At 68.6% G+C, this 20005-nt stretch carries 21 protein-coding genes; 8 read left to right on the forward strand and 13 right to left on the reverse strand.

Features of this window, described 5'->3' with window-relative positions:
• The first annotated feature begins 24 nt into the window (after positions 1 to 24).
• Entirely contained in the window at positions 25 to 411 is a 387-nt protein-coding gene (locus ACFVJ5_RS03285) for a VOC family protein (protein WP_379218266.1), read from the forward strand.
• Here ACFVJ5_RS03285 and ACFVJ5_RS03290 read toward each other — a convergent pair whose 3' ends face one another.
• From ACFVJ5_RS03290 to ACFVJ5_RS03300, 3 genes are all read right to left on the reverse strand, one after another.
• A complete protein-coding gene (locus ACFVJ5_RS03290) occupies positions 412 to 1212 on the reverse strand; it encodes a HugZ family protein (protein WP_379218267.1) in 801 nt (266 codons plus the stop codon).
• Complete coding sequence (locus ACFVJ5_RS03295) at positions 1209 to 2465, reverse strand: lipase family alpha/beta hydrolase (protein ID WP_379218268.1); 1257 nt, start codon at positions 2463 to 2465, stop codon at positions 1209 to 1211. Before ACFVJ5_RS03295 ends, ACFVJ5_RS03290 begins: the two co-directional genes overlap by 4 nt.
• A gap of 215 nt (positions 2466 to 2680) precedes the next feature.
• A complete protein-coding gene (locus tag ACFVJ5_RS03300) occupies positions 2681 to 3397 on the reverse strand; it encodes a metal-dependent hydrolase (RefSeq protein WP_379218269.1) in 717 nt (238 codons plus the stop codon).
• A gap of 110 nt (positions 3398 to 3507) precedes the next feature.
• On the opposite strand from ACFVJ5_RS03300, the gene ACFVJ5_RS03305 reads away from it, so the two are divergent.
• Positions 3508 to 3921, forward strand: coding sequence for a nitroreductase family deazaflavin-dependent oxidoreductase (locus tag ACFVJ5_RS03305; protein WP_379218270.1), 414 nt, complete (start codon positions 3508 to 3510; stop codon positions 3919 to 3921).
• 57 nt (positions 3922 to 3978) lie between these two features.
• Positions 3979 to 4434: an SRPBCC family protein gene (locus tag ACFVJ5_RS03310; protein ID WP_379218271.1), complete on the forward strand. Its 456-nt coding sequence runs from the start codon at positions 3979 to 3981 to the stop codon at positions 4432 to 4434.
• A 56-nt stretch (positions 4435 to 4490) separates the two neighbouring features.
• Here ACFVJ5_RS03310 and katG read toward each other — a convergent pair whose 3' ends face one another.
• Complete coding sequence (katG, locus tag ACFVJ5_RS03315; RefSeq protein WP_379218272.1) at positions 4491 to 6719, reverse strand: catalase/peroxidase HPI; 2229 nt, start codon at positions 6717 to 6719, stop codon at positions 4491 to 4493.
• A gap of 11 nt (positions 6720 to 6730) precedes the next feature.
• The gene (locus tag ACFVJ5_RS03320) at positions 6731 to 7165 is read right to left on the reverse strand and encodes a Fur family transcriptional regulator (protein WP_379218273.1); all 435 of its coding nucleotides are present in this window, start codon (positions 7163 to 7165) and stop codon (positions 6731 to 6733) included.
• A 140-nt stretch (positions 7166 to 7305) separates the two neighbouring features.
• Between ACFVJ5_RS03320 and ACFVJ5_RS03325 the strand changes: the two genes are divergently transcribed.
• On the forward strand, positions 7306 to 7824 hold the full coding sequence (locus tag ACFVJ5_RS03325; RefSeq protein ID WP_379218274.1) for a hypothetical protein: 519 nt from the start codon (positions 7306 to 7308) through the stop codon (positions 7822 to 7824).
• A 107-nt stretch (positions 7825 to 7931) separates the two neighbouring features.
• Positions 7932 to 8978: a fused (3R)-hydroxyacyl-ACP dehydratase subunits HadA/HadB gene (locus tag ACFVJ5_RS03330; RefSeq protein ID WP_379218275.1), complete on the forward strand. Its 1047-nt coding sequence runs from the start codon at positions 7932 to 7934 to the stop codon at positions 8976 to 8978.
• Positions 8979 to 9012: 34 nt separating this feature from the next.
• Here ACFVJ5_RS03330 and ACFVJ5_RS03335 read toward each other — a convergent pair whose 3' ends face one another.
• A complete protein-coding gene (locus ACFVJ5_RS03335; RefSeq protein ID WP_379218276.1) occupies positions 9013 to 11208 on the reverse strand; it encodes a molybdopterin oxidoreductase family protein in 2196 nt (731 codons plus the stop codon).
• A 162-nt stretch (positions 11209 to 11370) separates the two neighbouring features.
• Between ACFVJ5_RS03335 and ACFVJ5_RS03340 the strand changes: the two genes are divergently transcribed.
• Complete coding sequence (locus ACFVJ5_RS03340; protein ID WP_379218277.1) at positions 11371 to 11715, forward strand: hypothetical protein; 345 nt, start codon at positions 11371 to 11373, stop codon at positions 11713 to 11715.
• 50 nt (positions 11716 to 11765) lie between these two features.
• Here the strand turns inward: ACFVJ5_RS03340 and ACFVJ5_RS03345 are convergent, their stop codons facing one another.
• Positions 11766 to 13217, reverse strand: coding sequence for an MFS transporter (locus tag ACFVJ5_RS03345; protein WP_379218278.1), 1452 nt, complete (start codon positions 13215 to 13217; stop codon positions 11766 to 11768).
• A gap of 14 nt (positions 13218 to 13231) precedes the next feature.
• Positions 13232 to 14035: a thioesterase family protein gene (locus tag ACFVJ5_RS03350; RefSeq protein WP_379218279.1), complete on the reverse strand. Its 804-nt coding sequence runs from the start codon at positions 14033 to 14035 to the stop codon at positions 13232 to 13234.
• Between the two features lie 53 nt (positions 14036 to 14088).
• Here ACFVJ5_RS03350 and ACFVJ5_RS03355 point away from each other — a divergent pair, with 53 nt between their 5' ends.
• A complete protein-coding gene (locus ACFVJ5_RS03355; protein ID WP_379218280.1) occupies positions 14089 to 14571 on the forward strand; it encodes a winged helix-turn-helix transcriptional regulator in 483 nt (160 codons plus the stop codon).
• An 82-nt stretch (positions 14572 to 14653) separates the two neighbouring features.
• Here ACFVJ5_RS03355 and ACFVJ5_RS03360 read toward each other — a convergent pair whose 3' ends face one another.
• On the reverse strand, positions 14654 to 15265 hold the full coding sequence (locus tag ACFVJ5_RS03360) for a TetR/AcrR family transcriptional regulator (protein WP_379218281.1): 612 nt from the start codon (positions 15263 to 15265) through the stop codon (positions 14654 to 14656).
• 117 nt (positions 15266 to 15382) lie between these two features.
• On the opposite strand from ACFVJ5_RS03360, the gene ACFVJ5_RS03365 reads away from it, so the two are divergent.
• The gene (locus tag ACFVJ5_RS03365; protein WP_379218282.1) at positions 15383 to 16243 is read left to right on the forward strand and encodes an SDR family NAD(P)-dependent oxidoreductase; all 861 of its coding nucleotides are present in this window, start codon (positions 15383 to 15385) and stop codon (positions 16241 to 16243) included.
• Positions 16244 to 16247: 4 nt separating this feature from the next.
• On the opposite strand, the gene ACFVJ5_RS03370 is transcribed toward ACFVJ5_RS03365, so the two are convergent.
• Genes ACFVJ5_RS03370 through ACFVJ5_RS03385 form a run of 4 tightly spaced genes read right to left on the reverse strand, consistent with a single transcriptional unit; the run spans position 16248 to position 19972 of the window.
• On the reverse strand, positions 16248 to 16853 hold the full coding sequence (locus ACFVJ5_RS03370; protein ID WP_328663378.1) for an ATP/GTP-binding protein: 606 nt from the start codon (positions 16851 to 16853) through the stop codon (positions 16248 to 16250).
• Positions 16834 to 17208, reverse strand: a complete 375-nt coding sequence (locus tag ACFVJ5_RS03375) for a DUF742 domain-containing protein (RefSeq protein WP_379218283.1) — start codon at positions 17206 to 17208, stop codon at positions 16834 to 16836. The genes ACFVJ5_RS03370 and ACFVJ5_RS03375 overlap by 20 nt, the downstream gene beginning before the upstream one ends.
• A gap of 12 nt (positions 17209 to 17220) precedes the next feature.
• On the reverse strand, positions 17221 to 17625 hold the full coding sequence (locus ACFVJ5_RS03380; RefSeq protein WP_067453425.1) for a roadblock/LC7 domain-containing protein: 405 nt from the start codon (positions 17623 to 17625) through the stop codon (positions 17221 to 17223).
• Between the two features lies 1 nt (position 17626).
• Positions 17627 to 19972, reverse strand: coding sequence for a nitrate- and nitrite sensing domain-containing protein (locus tag ACFVJ5_RS03385; RefSeq protein WP_379218284.1), 2346 nt, complete (start codon positions 19970 to 19972; stop codon positions 17627 to 17629).
• Between the last annotated feature and the right edge of the window lie 33 nt (positions 19973 to 20005).

Raw genomic sequence — 20005 nt, forward strand, 5'->3', positions numbered from 1 at the left:
TACGGAATCCGCTAGCGTGGCGACGTGCAATTTCTCGGCATCCACCACATCGCGATCATCGCGACGGACTACGCCCGCTCCAAGCGTTTCTATACCGAAACCCTCGGCGGCACCGTCCTCGACGAGAACTACCGGGCCGATCGCGATTCGTGGAAGCTCGACGTGGAGCTGTCCGGCGGGGTTCGCATCGAACTGTTCTCGTTCCCCGACCCGCCCGCACGTCCGAGCAGGCCGGAAGCGGCGGGGTTGCGGCACCTGGCTCTGGCGGTCGCGAGCGTGCCCGCTGCTCTCGATGAGCTGCGGGCACGCGGTGTCCGGACCGAGGAACTGCGCACCGATGAGCACACCGGTAAGCAGATGGCCTTCTTCTTCGATCCGGACGACCTGCCGCTCGAGCTGTACGAGGCGTGATCAGGGGGTCGCGCGGGCCCGACGCGCGAGTTCGACTGTCGCCGCGCGCAATTCGCTGATCTCGGACAGGGGTGTGGCGTAGCCGACTCGGGTGAGCGCCACGCCGCGTGGTGATTCCACCCGCAGGTCGAGGCCGTAGCGGTCGGCCTTCTCGCAGGTGGCGGCAATGGCGTCGGGAAAGCCGCCGAGCTGCTGGGCCATCGCCAGCAGCGCTTCGGCATGGTCGGCGTTGAGGTGCGCGACACCGGGCGCGGCGTGCGCGACGATCGGGTCCGGCTGTGCGGCAAGGTATTCCGCGGCCGAGGCCGAATCCATCCGGCCGTATCCGCCGACCCAGCGCACCCGCTCGATGCGCAGCACCCACAGCGTGAAGTCGCTGTAGTCGATGTAGTACTTGGCCGCCGGGATCGCCGCCAGATGGGCCGCGTGGGCCGCTTCGGCCTCGGCGCCGGTCGGGCGTTCCACGAAACCGGCGAGGGTGATCCGGGTGCCCGCGAGCGGGTCGGCCGGGATGTCGGGGGTGACGATCGCGATGCTGGCGCGCGGGTCGGCGGCCAGGTTGCGGCCGTGTTCGGCCAGGCGCGACACGCTGAGTACCGGTGCGCCGTCGAGCAATCCGTAGGTGATGAACGACGCCCACGGCGCGCCGTCGGCGGTGAGGCTGGCCAGCGTGCCGGTATTGGTGCCCGCCGCGATCGTTCTGGCTTCTTCGGCCGGCGAGGGGCGGGCCTCGTTGGCCAGGGGAGCGGTCGGCAGCGGAATGGCAGGTGCGTCGCCCGGGTCGCCGTGGTCGAGAGTCATGGCCACAGCGTATCCACCTGACGGGCGCGGCGGGGTGCGCTCGTCAACCAGCCGTGCAGCGCTTCGTAGACAGCGTCGTGATTGAGCAGGCTGAAATGGTTTGCCGCGGGGATGTGCAGGCTGTTGACCGCGTCGAAATCCAGGCGCCGGGTCCGCCCGCGCCCCGTCCCGCTGCCGGTGAGAACCATGCCGTCGCCGATGATCACGCCGAGCGGATGCTTCGGGCTGTGGGTGATGGTGGTGGTGACGAAGTAGTGATCGACGCCGCGCAGCAGCGGCACTTCCCTCACCGCTCGCGCGCGCAGGGTGTCCACGTCGAGGTCGCGCCAGTCCTCGTCGACCAGTGAACCCTGCCGCAGATCGCGGATGCCCGCGCTGCGCCTGCGCAGCAGGGTGCTCAGCGGCCGGGTCTCGGGCAGCAGATCGAGCGCGGCCGACGCGTAGTGCACGAACTGTTCGAGCGGCGCCCCGAGGTGTGGTGAGCCCAGGCACACCACCTGTCGCACCGACCGCACCCACTCCTGGCCCGACTCCTCGGCCTGATGGCAGGCGCTGCGCATGACCAGTCCGCCCATCGAGTGCCCGATCAGGCAGATCTCGTGCACCGGCATCGGCCAGCTGTCGACCAGGCGGGTCAGCAGGGCGCTGAGCTGGGCGGCGTTCTCGGAGATGTGCAGCCCGGTATTGAAGCGGACGAAGATCGGGGTGTAGCCGAGATCGTCTTCGAGGCGCGCGCCGTAGGTGGGGCGGTTGCCGAGCCGCCAGGAGTGTTCGGTCTCCACGAGTCCGTGCAGGAGCACGACCAGCCGGGTTGTCGGCACCGGGACGTGGGCGGCGAACTCTTCGGGTGGGACGGGGACGCCGTCGATGCGAAAGGTCATGGGGGAGGCGAGGATCGGGGTCTCGTCCTCGAGCGTGTCACCGATCAGCCCCTGGATCGCGGCGAGGATGCCCGCACCCCACACGGTGCGCGAGGGGGCGGTGACGCCGGGCAGCTGGACCGCGCTCGCGACCTCGCCGACGACGAAGCCGGTGCCGCTGACGGCGGCGTACACGCCATCGGTGATGGCGTCGTGCACGATCTTCACCGGCGCCGCCGCGGGGCCGACACCCAGCCGTATCGCCGCGAACACCCGGTCGGAAATGGCTCGGTGGATGGCCGCGATCCCATCGACTGCGCCGACGAACTCGTCACCGGCGAGCCGTGTGAGCGCCTGTACTTCGGCCTGGGATTGGGGGAGCTGCTCCGTCACAGAGTTGAGAGTACAACTGTGCACTGAAAGATGCTGGAGTTGGGGCGGCTTCGAGACCTGCGACGATGCCCCCCCGTCCAGGTTGGGACGCCTCACAATTCACATACCGATACTGCGATATGCGCATTAATAGATGTATTGGGCACAGTGTGACAAGGAAAGGGACCGGCTACGCCGGCCGGCTCAGGACGGCGGGAGCCCCGCCGTCCCAGCGATCACGGCCGGTGCATGATCGCGTACCAGAGCGCGCCCATCGTGCCGAGCACGAACAGGGGAGAGATGACCCAGGTCTCGACCCGATTCCCGGTCCGCTCGATCAACGGCACCCGGGTGCGCAACGGAAACGGCCACAGCAACCGGCAGCCCCGATCGGTGAGGCAGTCGCCGAGCAGGTGGGCCAGGCATCCCAGGCCCACGCAGATCGGCAGCCACGCCGGTCGGTCGACGATCCAGTGGTCGACCGCGAATGTCCCCGCCGTCGCCAGCACGATCACCGTTCCGTAGGTCCGGACACTCTTACCCGGCGGGCACAGGTGCAGCGAGCGCACCGCGAGGGCGAGCAGGAAGAACGCGAGGCCGAGGGTGAACGGCCTGCCGAGGTAGTGCTCCCCGGCCCAGGTGGCCGCGACCGCGGCGACGACGAACAGCAGCGAGTGCGTGCCGTGACGATGTCCGCCCGATGCCCAGGAGATCAACCGGCACAGGTGATGTGACACCGGCCCGAGTACGTGGGAGATGGTGCCGCTGGGATGATCCGCGTCCGGCAGCAGCGCCGCACCCGCGGTGAGCAGCGTGCCCATGATGAGTTCGGCGATGCCGAATCGCGTTGTGTCGCTGTCGAACAGAGGGAAAGCGGCGACGGTGAGCGGTAGCGCGGCGGCCGTACCGGCCCAGGCCAGCGCCCCACTCGTCGCATGAGAATGTCCTAGCACCCCGCAACGTTAGAGTAAGTCACTACTTCGGCGCACATGCCGTGGACGGCGCCGGAATGCGGGGCGCGCCTGGATCGTTGGGGCATGGGGAGCTACCCGACGAGAGGACCATGATGAACGCTTTCAACGACCAGGTGATCGCCGAGTTCCGTGCCAACGGCGGCCGCGTCGGTGGCATGTTCGAAGGCAACGACGCCATGGTGATCATCACCACCACCGGCGCGAAGTCCGGGCGTGCGATCACCAATCCGCTGGTGTTCCTGCCCGACGGCGACCGGATCGTGCTGATCGCCTCCAACGGCGGCGCCGACAAACACCCGGCCTGGTACCACAATCTGCTTGCCGACCCCGAACTCACCGTGGAGGTGGGGACCGAAACCTACCGGGGCAAGGCAGAACTGGTCGCCGACCCCGAGCGCACCGCCCTCTACGACCGGATGGTCGAGCGGCTGCCCGGCTTCGCCGAGTACCGCGACAAGACCGATCGGGAGATCCCGGTGTTCGCGGTGTATCGAACGAGTTAGTCGCGCGCTCGAGCGGAATGGTTGCCGGGGTGGGTGAGCTGCTGGTTCTATCGCCCGGTGACCGAAACCATCGACGTGCCACGCATCGTCCACGCCTCCCGCGACATCGCGGCGACCCCCGCCGTGATCTTCGACCTGATCGCCGATCCCGCGCAGCAGCCGCGCTGGGACGGCAACGACAACCTCGCGCAGGCCGTCGAGGGCCAGCGGGTCCGCGCGGTCGGTGACGTGTTCACCACGACGCTGACCAACGGCGCCGACCGCGACAACCACATCGTCGAGTTCGAGGAGGGTCGCCGCATCGCGTGGAACCCGTCGGAGCGGGACAAGACCCCGCCGGGACACCTGTGGCGCTGGGAGCTCGAGCCGATCGACGACACCCACACCCGGGTGACCCACACCTACGACTGGACCGAACTGCACGACGAGCTGCGTCAGGTGCGGGCCAAGGCCACCACCGGCGATAAGCTGCAGGCATCGGTGGACCGGCTGGCCACCCTCGCCGAGTCCTAGCCACAGCGAAACACCCTGCGACTCAGACTGAGCCGCAGGGTGTTTCGTTGTTCGGATCAGGCTGTGACGTCGAACCGGTCCAGGTTGCTCACCTTGGTCCACGCGGCGACGAAGTCGTGCACGAACTTCTCCTTCGCGTCGTCGGTCGCGTAGGCCTCGGCCACGGCCCGCAGCTGCGAGTTGGAGCCGAACACCAGGTCGACGCGGCTGCCGGTCCACGTGACCGCACCGGAGGAGCGGTCACGGCCTTCGTAGATGTTCTCGTCGGCGGCCGAGGGCGCCCACTCGGTACCCATGTCCAGGAGGTTGACGAAGAAATCGTTCGTCAGCGCACCCGGGGTATCGGTGAACACGCCCAGCGACGAGGACTGGTAGTTCGCGCCGAGTACACGCAGACCACCGATCAGCACGGTCATCTCCGGTGCGCTGAGCGTGAGCAGGTTCGCCTTGTCGATCAGCAGGAACTCCGCGGGGATCTGCGCGTCCTTGGACACGTAGTTGCGGAACCCGTCGGCCGGGGTCTCGAGCGCGTCGAACGACTCGACGTCGGTCTGGGCCTGCGTGGCGTCGGTGCGGCCCGGAGTGAACGGCACCGTCACCGGGAAACCGGCACTCTGGGCGGCCTGCTCGACGCCGACCGCGCCGCCGAGGACGACCAGATCGGCGAACGACACCTGCGTACCGCCGGCGGTGTTGAACGTGTCCTGGATGCCCTCGTAGACGCGCACCACCTGGGCGAGCTCGTCGGGCTGGTTGACCGCCCAGCCCGCCTGCGGCTGCAGCCGGATCCGGCCGCCGTTGGCGCCGCCACGCTTGTCGCTGCCGCGGAACGACGAGGCCGCCGCCCACGCCGTCGTCACCAGCTGGGCGATGGACAGGCCGGAGGCCTGGATCTGGCCCTTGAGCGTGGCGATCTCGGAGTCGCCGATGACCGGGCCGTTCTGGGCCGGCACCGGGTCCTGCCACAGCAGTTCCTCGGACGGAACCAGCGGGCCGAGGTAGCGGGCGATCGGTCCCATATCGCGGTGGGTGAGCTTGTACCAGGCGCGGGCGAACGCGTCGGCGAACTCCGCGGGGTTGTCCAGCCAGCGGCGGGTGATCGGCCCGTAGATGGGGTCGAGCCGCAGCGACAGGTCGGTGGTCAGCATGACCGGTGCGCGCTTCTTGCCGGGGACGAACGGGTCGGGCACAGTGTCGGCGCCCGCGCCGTCCTTCGGGGTCCACTGATGCGCGCCCGCCGGACTCTTGGTCAGCTCCCATTCGTACCCGTAGAGGGTTTCGAGGAAGTTGTTGTCCCAGGTGATGGGGGTGCTGTTCCAGATGCCTTCCAGGCCGCTGGTGATGGCATCCTCACCGACTCCGCTGCCGAAGCTGCTCTTCCAGCCCAGCCCTTGCTGTTCCAGCGGTGCGGCTTCCGGTTCGACGCCGACCAGATCGGCGTCGCCCGCACCGTGGGTCTTGCCGAAGGTGTGGCCGCCGGCGATCAACGCGGCGGTCTCCTCGTCGTTCATCGCCATCCGCGCGAAGGTCTCGCGGATGTCCACGGCGGCCGCGATGGGATCCGGATTGCCGTTGGGGCCTTCGGGATTGACGTAGATCAGGCCCATCTGGACCGCGGCGAGCGGACGCTCGAGGTTGCGGTCACCGGTGTAGCGTTCGTCGCCGAGCCAGGTGCGCTCGGGGCCCCAGAACACGTCCTCCTCGGGCTCCCACGCGTCGACGCGGCCGCCACCGAAACCGAAGGTCTCGAAGCCCATCGACTCGAGCGCGACATTGCCGGTGTAGACGATGAGGTCGGCCCACGACAGCTTGCGGCCGTACTTCTTCTTCACCGGCCACAGCAGCCGGCGCGCCTTGTCGAGGCTGGCGTTGTCGGGCCAGCTGTTGAGCGGGGCGAAGCGCTGCAGGCCCGCGCCCGCGCCGCCGCGGCCGTCGCCGACCCGGTAGGTGCCGGCGGAGTGCCAGGCCATCCGGATGAAGAACGGGCCGTAGTGGCCGAAGTCGGCGGGCCACCAGGACTGCGAGGTCGTCATGACCTGCTCGATATCGGCCTTCACCGCGGCCAGGTCGAGAGTGGCGAATTCGGCCGCGTAGTCGAAGTCTTCGCCCATCGGGTTCACCGAGGGCGGATTCTTCTGCAGCAGTGTGAGATTGAGCTGGTTCGGCCACCACTCGGCGTTCGCTCCGCGCGCGTCGGTGGAGGCGAACGGACGATGCATGACGGGGCAACCACTGTCACCGGGTTCCGTGTTGGCTTCCGCGATAGGTGGGTGTTCCTCGGGCACGGTGAATCCTTTCAGGAGAGTGATGGTGATGTCGTGCAGTCGGGGCACCGGCCCCAGTAGATGACCTCGGCCTCGTCGACGACGAAACCGCGGTCATCGAGGGGAGTCAGACAGGGCGCGTCGCCGACAGCGCACTCGACATCGACGATCACCCCACAGGATCGGCACACCAGGTGATGATGGTTGTCACCGACGCGCGTCTCGTAGCGTGCGACGGTGCCCATCGGCTGGATCCGCCGGAGCAATCCGGCGCTGGTGAGTGCCCGCAGTACGTCGTAAACGGCCTGCTGGCTGACGGTCCCGAGGGTGGCTCTGACTCGGCTCAGAATGGTGTCCGTGTCGGCATGCGGATGCTGGTGCACTGCGGTGAGCACCGCCAGGCGTGGCGCGGTGACGCGCAGTGAGGCTGCGCGCAGCATCTGTTCGAAGTCCGATGTGGTGGACACATTCCAGATTATGACTCATTCCAGATGATGAGGGGAAGGGTTTTCGGGGATGTGTCGTGATGACATATCGGGCAATTCACGCAATACTGGCGGGGAAGGCCGGATCGGGGAGTCCGGTTCACGAGCATGGGGTGGGAACGATGTCGAATCGTCAGTGGTATGCGGTGTCCGCGATCGCGGTGGCTCTTCTGGTAGGTGGATGCGAGTCGGGGCGGTCCGTCGACGCCGGACCGGCGAGCAACTCGTCGAAGGCGACCACCACCGTGCCGACGACCACTCCCGCGGCGCCGGTGCTGAATCGTCGGGGCGAGAACGGCGCGGTGGTCCAGCAGGACGGGCTGGTCGGTGCGGGCAAGCTCGACATCGTCAACGGCAACAGCGACGACTTCGCGGTCGTGGTCACCAACGGCGATCCCAAGAAGCCACAGGCCACCATCTACGTGCAGGGCAATTCCAACGCCACCCTCACCGGTATCGACGGCACGTACTACGTCTATCTGAAGACCGGCAAGGATTGGGACGAGGCGACGCTCGCCTTCACCCGCGAGCGCGAATTCCAGAAGTTCGACGACCCGTTCGACGGTGACTCCGATTGGGAGATCACGCTGCAGCCGTCGATCGGTGGCAACGCCAGCACCAGCGACGTACCCTCCTTCTGACCGCGGTGGAAGGGCACGGATCTGTGAACTGTGCCAAGGAATGCCCGGTCCGCCTGCGCGTCGACTAGCCTGCCGGGTGTCCGTTCCCCGAACGAAGGTGATTCATAGTGACTTCCGTAGTCGATGCCCCGCCCGTCGATGGCCCTGACACCGCGTCGAAGGTAGGGCACTACTACCGGGTCGAGGGCGTCTACGAGGTCGGTCGCGAGAAGATCCGCGAATACGCGCGCGCCGTCCAGGACTTCCACCCCGCCCACTGGGAGGACGAGGCCGCCGCCGCGCTCGGCTACCCGGGTCTGGTCGCGCCGCTGACGTTCGTCTCCATCCCGGCTATGGCGGCGAACAAACTGTTGTTCGAGACGGTGGTCGTCGGCTACGACATGTTCGTGCAGACCGAGCAGGTCTTCGAACAGCACAAGCCGATCGTGGCCGGTGACCGTCTCGTGGTCGACGTGGAGCTGACCTCGGTGCGCACGATCGCGGGCAAGGACCTGATCACCGTCACCAACACCTTCGTCGACGAGCTCGGCGAGACCGTGCACATCATGCACACCACGGTCGTCGGCATCACCGGGGACGACGGGGTCGATCCCGCGATCACCGCCGCGGTGGAGAACATCATGCTCCACGGCGTGAGCATCTACAGCGCCGACAAGAGCGCCGTGGTGGAGACCACCCTGCGTCCCGAGGGCGAGGTTCCGCTGTCCGTCGAGGGGGCCGCGCGCGTTCCCAACACCACGATGTCGTTCGACGAGCTCACCGTCGGCGACGAACTCCCGCTGCGCGACGCCCGCGTCTCGCGCGGTGATCTCGTCAACTACGCCGGTGTCTCCGGCGACGGTAACCCCATCCACTGGGACGAGAAGATCGCCGAGCTGGCGGGCCTGCCCGACATCATCGCCCACGGCATGCTCACCATGGGGCTGGGCGCGGGCTTCCTCTCCACGTGGTCCGGCGACCCCGGCGCCGTCACCCGCTACGGCGTCCGGCTGTCGACCTACACCATCGTCGGCAGGGAGGGCGGCCAGGTCGAGTACACCGGCCGTGTGAAGTCCCTCGACCCGGAGACCCGCAGCGCGGTGATCGCCATCGTCGCCAAGTCCGGCGGCCGCAAGATCTTCGGCCTCGCCACCGCGAACCTGCGCTTTCGCTGACCCCGGCGCGGTGGACCCGACCTCGTAGCCGGGTTCACCGCGGCGCGGCGGCGACCTCGGATCGCGGTGTGGCGTCCGGGGTTTCGGCCGCCACGGGGTTCACCCGCACCCAGGTGCTGTTGACCGCCGACGTGCCGGAGAGCGGGTCGGTGCGGGCCGGGTCGTGCAGCAGGTTGACATTGGCGCCCGGCAGCGCCGCCGCGACGGACCAGCCGACCCCGGGTTCGCCATGCCCCCATCCGTGCGGGATCGCCACCACCCCGGCGCGAATGTCGGCACTGATCTCCACCGGAACCACGATCGAACCGACGGGGGATTCGATCGTCGCCGGATCACCGTCGGCGAGACCGCGGGCGGCGGCGTCGTCGGGGTGGATGAGCACGGTGCAGCGGTCACGGCCCTTCACCAGCGACGGCATGTTGTGCAGCCAGGAGTTGTTGCTGCGCAGGTGACGTCGTCCGATGAGCTGGAGGTCGTAGCCGGGTTCGGCCGCCGCGGTCGCGTCGTCGAGGACTGTGCGCACCGCCGCCAGGAAATCCGCGGGCGCCAAGTGTGTCTTGCCGTCGCTGGTGCCGATCAGTTCGGGCAGCCGTGGCTGCAACGGGCCGAGGTCGACACCGCCCGCCGCGTCCCGAATCTTTTTCAGCGTCAACCCGTTTCGTCCACGACGTAGGACTCCGTAGGGACCTGTCGCGACGGCGGCCGCTGTCAGTCGCAAGGGGCTGAACTGTTCGAACGCGGCGTTGAGCGCGCGTCCGGTGAACCGTCGTACCGGCAGCGGGACCATCTCGGTCACCAACCGGGCCAGGATCTGCCAGTCCTCCAGACCATCGGACGGCGGATCGAACACCTTGGCGTCGTAGCGGGCGTTGTTGCGAACGCTGAAGATCGGGAACAGCAGGCTCAGTTCCTCGCGTTCCAGCGCCGAGACCGGCGGCAGGATGAAGTCGGCGTGCCGCGTCGTCTCGGTGACGTACATGTCGACGGCCACGTAGAAATCCAGGGATTCCAGCGCCGTGTCGAGCTTGTCGGCCTGGGGGGTCGAGAGCACCGGATTGCCCGCGTAGGTGATCATCGCTTTGATCTGGCCCGGTCCTTCGGCGCGGATCTCCTCGGCGAGGACCGCGACAGGCAGTTCGCTGCGGAACGACTTGTGCGCGCCGGAGCGGTCGGTCCACGCGCCGTGTCCCATGGGCAGGTACTTCGCGTAGCGGGCGGCGTCGACGACGGGAGTCGCGAACATCTGACCGCCCGCGCGATCGAGATTGCCGGTGACCGCGTTGATCGTGTTGACCAGCCAGTGGGTGAGCGTGCCCGTCACCTGCTGGCACACCCCGATTCGCGCGTACAGCACCGCCGACGGCGCCGCCGCGTGGTCACGGGCCAGCCGTCTGATGGTGTCGGCGTCGACGCCCGCCAGTGGCGCCATGCGTTCGGCGGTGGTGTCGGCGACCAGTTCGGCGAGCTCGTCCCAGCCGGTGCACAGCGCGCGGACCGCCCGTTCGTCGCACAGGTGCTCGGTGACCAGCACATGCAGCATCGCGAGCAGCAGGTACACGTCGCCGCCGGGACGGACCGCCACGTGTTCGTCTGCCAGCCGGGCGGTTTCGGTGCGGCGCGGGTCGATCACCACCACGGTGCCGCCCCGGGCGCGGACCGCCTTGATGCGTGATTTGGCGCCGGGCATGGTGGTGATCGATCCGTTGGACACCGCCGGATTGGCGCCGAGCACCACCAGCCGGTCGGTGCGGTCGATATCGGTGATCGGCATGAGAACGTTCGAGCCGAACATCCGCCACGCGACGAACTCCTGTGGGAACTGATCGATCGAGGACGCGGAGAAGAAGTTGCGGGTCAGCAGGACGGCCCGCAGCAGGGCTCCGTACATCACCGAGGAGCTGTGCGCGGCCGGGTTGCCGATGTACATCCCGATCGCGCTGGGACCGTGCGCGGACCGCACCGCGCGCAAACGCTGTCCGATCTCGCGCAATGCCACGTCCCAGCCGACGGGTTCGAAGCTGTCGCCGACACGGCGCATCGGTGTGCGCAGCCGGTCGGGGTCGTGGTGCAGACCGCCCATGGCTGTCGCCTTCGGGCAGATGTAGCCCTTCGACAGCACGTCGTCGGGGTTGCCTTCGACACGGGTGACCCGCGAATCCTCGACCGTGACCAGAATCCCGCAGTGCGCTTCACACAGTGTGCACTGCCGTGCGATTGTCGTGCTGTCCACAGCTGTTCCTACCCTCCGCCGACCGGCTCCTGCCACGGTAGCGCGACCGACCGGCTCGGCAGATCCGTCTGTGGTCGGATTTCGGTGCCGATCGAGGACCGGGCGTAATATCGTTCGCGATACGAAGAGCCTTCATGTCCGCTCAGGTCAGGAGCAGATTCGATGCGTTCCACCGTTCGTCTCGGCCTCGCGGCCGCCGCTGTGACGGTCGCCGGGATCGCCGGGCAGGCCACCGTGGCCGCCCAGCCCAGCTATTACGACCCGGTCATCACGCCGTGCGGTCACCTGTTCCGCACCCCGCTCGAGATGCCACGCTCCGGCACGCAGGTGTACTGGAGTCCGTTCGGCACGTCGAACATCGTCTGCTACGACGACGGCACCGGGATGGAGAACTACTACCAGCGAGACCCCTGGGGTCGCTGGCACGACATGAACGAACTGACTCCCGGTCACTTCTTCTACGTGATCTTCGATTCCTCGGTCCCCGATCAGGCGACCTGGGGCTGAGTGGACCGGAGGACGCGGCCGGCGACATCGTCGTCGCCGACCGCTCGGGGTCACGCGGATACTGCTGCGCCCCCGGATCTTTCGGTCGCCTCCGGCGTGTGGCCGGGCGATTCGATCGGTGGTCCGGCTTGCGATCGGGTCCGCACGGCGAAGCCGATGAGTCCGGCGAGGACCGCGATCGCGGCGGTCACGTACCAGGCGCGCTGGAAGGCGTCGAGCGTGGCAGCGGGGGTGTCGGGCGTACCGAGCAGCGCGACGAGAAGTGCGACGCCGAGGGCGAGGCCGAGTTGGCGGGCCATGCTCAGGACGCCCGATCCGGTCGCGAAACGCTGTGGGGGCAGGGTTCCCGCGCCGACGGCGAACGCGGTCGGCAGGGTGAGCCCGACGCCGAGACCGGTCAGCAGCATGCCGCCGAGCAGACCACCCACATAGTCCGGTGACAGTTCGGCTGCGCGCGCCCACCACAGGAGTCCGCCGCCGAAGGCGAGTCCGCCTGCCGCGATCACCGGTCCCGCACCGATTCGGGCGATGAGTTTGCCCGCGGCGATGGCGACGAACGGCACCACCAGTGGGCCGGGCGCGATCGCGAGTCCGGTCTGCAAGGCCGACCATCCCCACACGTTCTGGGCCCAGAGCGTGACCGAGAGCAGCATGCCCGCGAACGCGATCTGGAACACGAGCGAATTCGCCCCCGCGAGCACGAAATTCGGGACCCGGAGCAGGGCTGGGTCGACGATCGGGCTGTGATGACGAGCCGAGCTCACGGCGAAGACGACCCCGAGCACGATCGCGATACCGAACGCGGCGAGGACTCCGGTGGAGGTCCAGCCCCAGTCGGGACCCTGGACGACGGCCAGGATCAGTGACCCGACCGCCCCGATCAGCGCGCCTGCACCCAGCAGATCGGGCAGCGGGCCGCCCGCGGCGGGCGGGCACGGCAGTTTACGGACACCGATCGCGAACGCCGCCAACCCGATCGGCACGTTCACGAGAAACACCCAGCGCCAATCGATTTCGACCAGCAAGCCGCCGAGCACCGGGCCCAGCGCGGCGCCGAGACCACCGAACGCGACCCACAGCCGCACCGCACCCGCGCGCCGCTGCGGCGGTGTCGCGGCGAGCACCAGTGCGAGTGAGGACGGGGTGAGGAGTGCGCATCCCACCGCCTGCAGAACACGGAAAGCGATGAGCGACTCCACGTTCCAGGCCGCCGAGCACAGTGCCGACCCGATCACGAAGATCGCCAGGCCGGTGAGGAAGGTGGCGCGGTTGCCGCCGCGGTCGCCGAGCCGGCCGGCCGGAACGAGCAGGGCGGCGAAGACGATGGCATAGAGGTTGAGCACCCAGGACAGTTCGGTCAGTCCGGCGCCGAAGTCGTCTGCCATGGCGGGCATGGCGACATTGACGATGAACAGGTCCAGGCTCGACAACAGCACGCCGATGGAGACGATGGCGAGCACCAACCGGGGATTCGTTTCCCGGGGCGGGGTAGTGGATTGCATGTTCCAGCTCTCGTTCAGCCGAGGACGCGGCGGGTTTGCCGGGCGGTGGCGAGCAGCACGCCGTCGCCGTCCCAGATATCGGTGTCGTCGACCGACCAGCCGTCACCGGAACTGACGTTCGCGGCGCGGACCAGCAGCGGTGTGTCGCCGAGGTGGGTGAGATCGGCGTGCAGTTGCAGCGACAGGGTGACGGTGGGGACGGCGACCGGCGCGGTGAGCAGCGGGAACAGTCCCGGTGGGAGTGCGTCGGCGAGGATGGCCAGGCTCGGCGCGTCGAGGGGCAGCGCGGGGTCGAGTGCGATCCAGGCGCACATCATCGCCTCGTCCGCGCCGCTGAGGGGCAACGGGCCCGCGGCGGGACGGATGACGAAATGCGCGCCGACGGGGACGATCTCCGGGGGCAGCCGGAACAGCGCGCAGTCCGGTGCGGCCGCGACGACGGGTGCGGGCCGGGCGCTGTGGGCGGGGATCGCGGTCGCACCGGGTGCGCCCAGGGTGACAGTGGCCGCGGCGACCGGCGCACCGTCCTGTTCGGCGACCACGTCCAGCATCGTCGTGCTGCGCCCGACGGTGTGTTCGGTGGCGTGCAGGGTGAACGCGCCGGTCGCCGGTCGGCCGAGGAATCGGACATCGGCGGCGCGCACGGGGTGCTCGCGCGAGCTCGCCCGCTGTGCGACGTCGATCAGGAGCCCGGCGAGCGTGCCGCCGTGTGGGCCGGTCCAGCCGCGCCAGGAGTCGTCGACCACGGCTTGCCACCGCCCGGAGTCCGTGGCGGCGAGGGCGAATCGCGCGCCGAACCGCCCAGTGAGTTTCATCATGCAACTCACCGTAGATGGGTGAGTTCTTTCATGCAACCGACTAGACTCGGGGCATGCGGCGCACCAGCTTCGAAGACATGAACTGCTCCCTGGCCCAGTGCCTGGAAGTGGTCGGGGAGTGGTGGACGTTGCTGATCGTGCGCGACGCCCTCTTCGGCGTCACCCGCTTCGACGACTTCCGCGACCGCCTGGGCATCGCCCGCAACGTCCTCACCCAACGCCTCGAAGGCCTGGTCGAGCACGAGATCATGACGAGAGAGCCCTACCAGGACAACCCCGTCCGCTACGACTACCGCCTGACCGCCAAGGGTCGCTCCCTGTGGCAGGTGATCACCGCGATGCGTCAGTGGGGCGACGAATGGGCCGCCCCGAACGGACCACCGGTGGAGGTCCTGCACCGCACCTGCGCCCACCTCGCCACCATCGAGCCCACCTGCTCGCACTGCGGCGAGCGAGTCCACGGCCGCGACCTGAAACTGATGGACGGCCCCGGCGCGGGCGACCGTTCCCCACTGCCGGAGTCGCTACGCCGGTGAAGTCGCCACACCATGCGTCGGTCATGCGGGCGGCGGCACCTCGCAGGCCGAATACCGTTGGTATGACGTGCTTTCGGTCGGGTCAGCCGCGTAGTCCGCGCAGCGCGGTCTCGACCACGCGATCGGCGAATTCGGTGGTGAGGGTGCCGGTGCGCAGGAGCCAGCGGTCCATCAATGGGCCCCAGATCATCGCGATGGCCACGTCGAGGTCGATATCGGGGGCGATCTGGCCCGCGGTTCGCGCGGCGGCGAGTCTGCGGCGTTTCAGGTCGTCCACGGGGCCCTGTAGGCGTTCGACGTAGGTGGCGGCCAGGGCGGTGTCGTGCATGATGGCGCTGGTCAGGCCGCGCAGGGGCAGGTCGAAGCGGGGGTCGGCGAGTTCGGCGACGGTGGCGCGCAGGACCAGTTTCAGGTCGGCTTCCAGGTCGCCGGTGTCGGGCAGGCCCGGTGTCGCGTCGTCGCCGGTCTCGCTGAGCATCAGGAAGGCGTCGAGCAGGACGGCGCCCTTGGACGGCCACCACCGGTAGATCGTCTGCTTGCCGACGCCTGCCCTGGCGGCGATCGCCTCGATGGTCAGCTTGTCGTAGCCGATCTCGCCCGCCAGCTCGAAGGCGGCCGACAGGATCGCGCGCCGGGATCCTTCGTTGCGCCGGGTCGCGTCGGCCGACGGCCGGGGGTTCACCTGCTGGCTCATGCCGCCATCCTAGCAAGCGAGGAGACGAGACGTTGCGTCTTGACAGGGTGGTGCGGCACTGGCATCCTCGAATCATCAGACGAGACGCAACGTCTTGTCTAGTCAAGGAGGAATGCCATGACCACCGCCGGCACCACCGCATCCCGCGTCTGGTTCATCACCGGAGCGAGCCGCGGCCTCGGCCGTGCCTTCGCCGAAGCGGCGCTGGCGGCGGGGGACCGGGTCGCCGCCGCCGCGCGCACCGGATCCGCCCTGGACGAACTCGCCGCCGCCCATCCGGGCCGGGTGCTGCCGTTGACTCTCGATGTCACCGACCGCGCCGCGGTGCACGCGGCGGTGGATGCCGCCGTCGCCCACTTCGGTCGCCTCGACCTCGTGGTCAACAACGCGGGCACCCTGTCGATGGGCATGATCGAGGAGTTCACCGAAGCCGAGGCCCGCGCGCAGATGGAGGTGAACTTCTTCGGCGCGCTCTGGGTGAGCCAGGCCGTGCTCGGGCACCTGCGCGCACAGCGCGGCGGGCACATCGTGCAGGTGTCGAGCATCGGCGGACTCGCCGGGTTCCCGCTGTCGGGAATGTACGCCGCGAGCAAGTTCGCGCTCGAGGGCATGAGCGAGGCCCTGGCGATGGAAGCCGCGGAATTCGGTGTGCGCGTGAGTATTCTGCAGCCGGGCGGATACTGGACCGACCTGTATTCGGCGATGGTGAACACCACCCCGATCGAGGCCTACGCCCCGCTGCGCGCCCAGCTCGAGGCCCAGTGGGCCGAGGGATCGGTCGACAGCGAGCCCGCCCTCGCCGCCGAGGCGCTGCTCGCGCTTGTCGGTGCCGAGGAACCGCCGCTGCGCCTGCTGCTCGGAAACATGGTGTACGACTTGGCCTTCGACCTCGCGCGCGCCAAGATGGCCACCTGGTCGGACTGGGAGCAGACCAGCCGAGCCGCGGAGCGGGCAATCCCCGCGCCGGGCTCGGCCTAGCCGCTCAGGTGGTGACGGGAGTCCGTGCGGCGCGATCGATCAGGTACTCGACCAGGTGCGTCAGCACCGCCTTGGCCGAGGGTCGATCGCGCGCGTCGCACAGGATCACCGGCGTGTTCGGATCCAGGTCCAGCGCGTCACGCACCTCCTCGACCGTGTAGCGCGGCGCGCCGTCGAAGCAGTTCACCGCGATCAGGAACGGCAAGCCGCGCCGCTCGAAGAAGTCCACCGCCGCGAACGAATTGCTCAACCGCCGGGTGTCGGCCAGTACGATCGCGCCGAGGGCGCCACGGCACAGCTCGTCCCACAGGAACCAGAAGCGGTCCTGTCCGGGCGTGCCGAACAGGTACAGCACCAGATCCCGGTCGATGGTGATGCGCCCGAAGTCCAGCGCGACAGTGGTCGTGTGCTTCTGCTCAACCCCCGACAGGTCGTCGACGCCGGTGCTGACCTCGGTGATCAGCTCTTCGGTCCGCAGCGGCGCGATCTCGCTGATCGCGCCGACCATGGTGGTCTTGCCGACGCCGAAGCCGCCGGCGATGAGGATTTTGACCGAGGCGGCCATGTGCTGGTCGCCTGCGGACGTCGGGTCAAAGTTTTCGGATGCCATCCAGAACCGCTCGCAATATGTTGAGGTCACCGGTACCGGCCTCGGCCGCTACCGGAGCCCGGAAGATGAGGTGGCCCTCGGCGATGAGATCACCGACGAGGATCTTGGTCACCGCCAGAGGCAGTTTCAGCACGGCCGAGACCTCGGCCACCGACTGCGGACGTTTGCACATCTGCGCGATCGTCGCGTACTCGGGTTCTGGTTTGCGCAGGGTGGGGGCGGGATGTACCGCTACCACCACCGTGAGCATGTCCAGGTCGTGCGCCGCGCCCATGGTGCGGCCGCGGGTCACCGCGTACGGCCGGACCAGGGGTCCGGCCGCGTCGTCGAACCACGGATCGCCGAGTCGAGTCATTGTCGAAACTTTCTATAGCTGCGCATGCCCGTGCCGCGGCTCCGTCGACAGATAGCTGCCGACCCGCTGCACGGTGAGATTCATTTCGTAGGCGACCATGCCGAGATTGGCCGACTCGTTGGCTTGCAGTGCCAGGCAAGCGTTGTCACCGGCCGAGGTCACGAAGAGCACGGCCCGATCGAGCTCGATCACCGCTTGGCGCACGCCGCCGCCGTCGAATCGGCTGCCTGCGCTGCGCGCGAGACCGTAGAGGGTCGAGGACATGGCGGCGAAGTGTTCGGCGTCTTCACGCTTCATCTGCGAGGAGCGTCCGAGCAGCAGTCCGTCGGTGGACAGCACGACCGCGTAGCGGACCCCTGCCAGCCGGTCGACGAGATCGTCGAGTAGCCAGTTGAGATCACCGGGGGAAGAGTTCACCTCAGCCTTCCTGTTCGTCCTGATTCGATGTGGTCTGTTGTTTGCGACCCTGGCGGGTGCCGTTCTCGATCGCGGACATGATGTCGCGCGCCTGTTCCGCGGAGCGGGGGCGTTCGGGTGCGCGTGGCGCCTCGGCGGCGGGCTCGGCGAGCTCGGGCGCCAGATTGGTCTGCCTGCTGCGACGCGGCAGCGCGGGTCGTTCGTCGGTGCCGGTGTCGTAGCGCGGGGTCTGCGTGGCGGGAGCCTCGGGGACCGGTGTCATCGGACGCGGGGTCGGCGGGTCGGCGACCAGGGTCGCGACCGGCGCGGGCGCGGATTCGAGGGCGGCGATCGGTCCCGGTTCCTGCGGGGCGGGCAGCCCACGGCGCAGCGGGCCGGTCATGGTGGGCGGCGTGCCCGCGAGATCGGCCTCGCCCGCCAGCAACTGCTGGGGGATCAGCACGATGGCGCGGATGCCGCCGTAGTCGGATTCGCTCAGCCGCACCGACACACCGTGCGCGAGGGCCAGTCGGGCGACCACGAACAGGCCGAGGCGCGAGTCCGAGGACAACGTGCCGACACCGAAGTCCGGCGGATCGGCCAGCATGTTGTTGTAGCGGACCAGGTCGTCGGCGCTCATGCCCATGCCCTGATCGGTGATCTCGACGACCACGCCCTTGCCGACGACATTGCCGCTCGCCTCGACCCGCGACTGCGGCGGGGAGAACGCGGTGGCGTTGTCGACGAGCTCGGCGAGCAGGTGCACGAGGTCGGCCACGACGGTGCCGACGACGCTGACCTCGGGCAGCTTGGTGACCCGCACGCGCGCGTAGTCGAGCGTTTCGCCGATGGCGCTGCGCACCACGTCCATCACGGGCACGGGCTGACGCCACTGCCGTCCCGGGCGGCCGCCGCCGAGGATGATCAGGTTCTCGGCGTTGCGGCGTTCGCGGGTGGCCAGGTGATCGAGCCGGAACAGCGTCTCGAGCAGTGCCGGATCCTCTTGGCGGCGTTCGGCTTCGTCGAGGATCTCGAGCTGGCGGTGCACCACGATCTGGCTGCGGTGGGCGATGTTGAGGAACACCGCGCGCACGCCCTCGCGGGTTCGGGCCTCGTCGACCGCGGCACCGATCGCCGCCGCGGCGGCGTGTTCGAAGGCTTTGGCGACCTGACCGATCTCGTCGTGCCCGAAGTCCAGGGTGGGCGCGGTCTCGGCCGGGTCGACCTCGCCACCGTCGCGCAGGGTGCGCATGGTGGCGGGCAGTTGCTCGTCGGCGAGTTGCAGTGTCGCGGTGCGCAGGCGGCGCAGCCGGCGGATGATCCGGTTGGCCAGGACCACCGCGATGAGGAAGACGAGCACACTGAGCGCGAGCACGCCGCCGCCCGCCAGCGCGGCGTTGGTCTCGGCCTTGCGCGACGAGTCCTCGGCAAGCTTTTGCACATGGTCGTTGTAGCTGGTGTAGGAGTCGAGCAGGCTCCGGTTGACCTCGGCCGCGGCGTTCTGCCATTCGGGTATCGGCATCGGCAGTGCGGCGGGGGTGGGGGCCTTGCTGGTCGAGGTGCTCGGCTGGGTGGCCGCCGACACCGCGAAACGCTGCACGAGAGCGGATTCCATCGCGCTGAGCTGCTGCCAGTGCCCGGTGGCCGTCAAAGCGACGACGGCACTGCGTTCGGGTTCGTCGAGTCCGGCGGCCAGGTTGGCGATTTCGCCGTGGTAGAGGCCGCTCTGGTTGGTGAACTCGTCGAGCGGGATGGTCGAGGCGCCGTCCGAAGCCACCATCGCGGTGGCGACCGCGTTGCTGCGTGACATCGCCTCGGCGGCACCGAGCAGGCGCAATCCCTCGGATACACCGGTCGCCACGATCGCGTCGGGCGCCGCGCGCTCGGCGACTTTGGTGCCCTGGATGATCACGTTGAGCAGCGAGTTGTAGAACAGGTAGGCATCCGCGATCGGCAGCATCCGGGCATCGGCGCCCTTGCGCACGCCGTCCAGATGTGTGCCGAGCGTGGCGAAGCCGGCCTTGTCGTTGCCGATGTTGGAGTCATCGATCGCGCGCAAGTTATCACCGGCGGCGATCAGGCCGCGAAAGGCGCCGTCCATGCGCGTGCGCGCGGCGGCGAGCCCGAGGGCGGCGGTCTCGTCGCCCGCGATGTGGGCCAGGGTGAGGTGGCGCTCGGATTGGACCGCCTCGATCAGCTCACGGGCCGGTACGGCGGCATCCTGGAGCTGCGAGGCCCACGACTTGGCCTTGTTGCTCTGCTCGACCAGGTAGCCCGCCGTACCGACGCCGACCACCACCAGAGTCAAACTCGGGATGAGAGCAATCGCCAGAATCCGGGTGCGCACACCGAGTCTCGCTAAGAACATCGCCATAACGTAACGGAATCGTTGCACTGTTGT

The sequence above is a fragment of the Nocardia sp. NPDC127606 genome (assembly GCF_042671725.1).
Lineage (GTDB): Bacteria > Actinomycetota > Actinomycetes > Mycobacteriales > Mycobacteriaceae > Nocardia.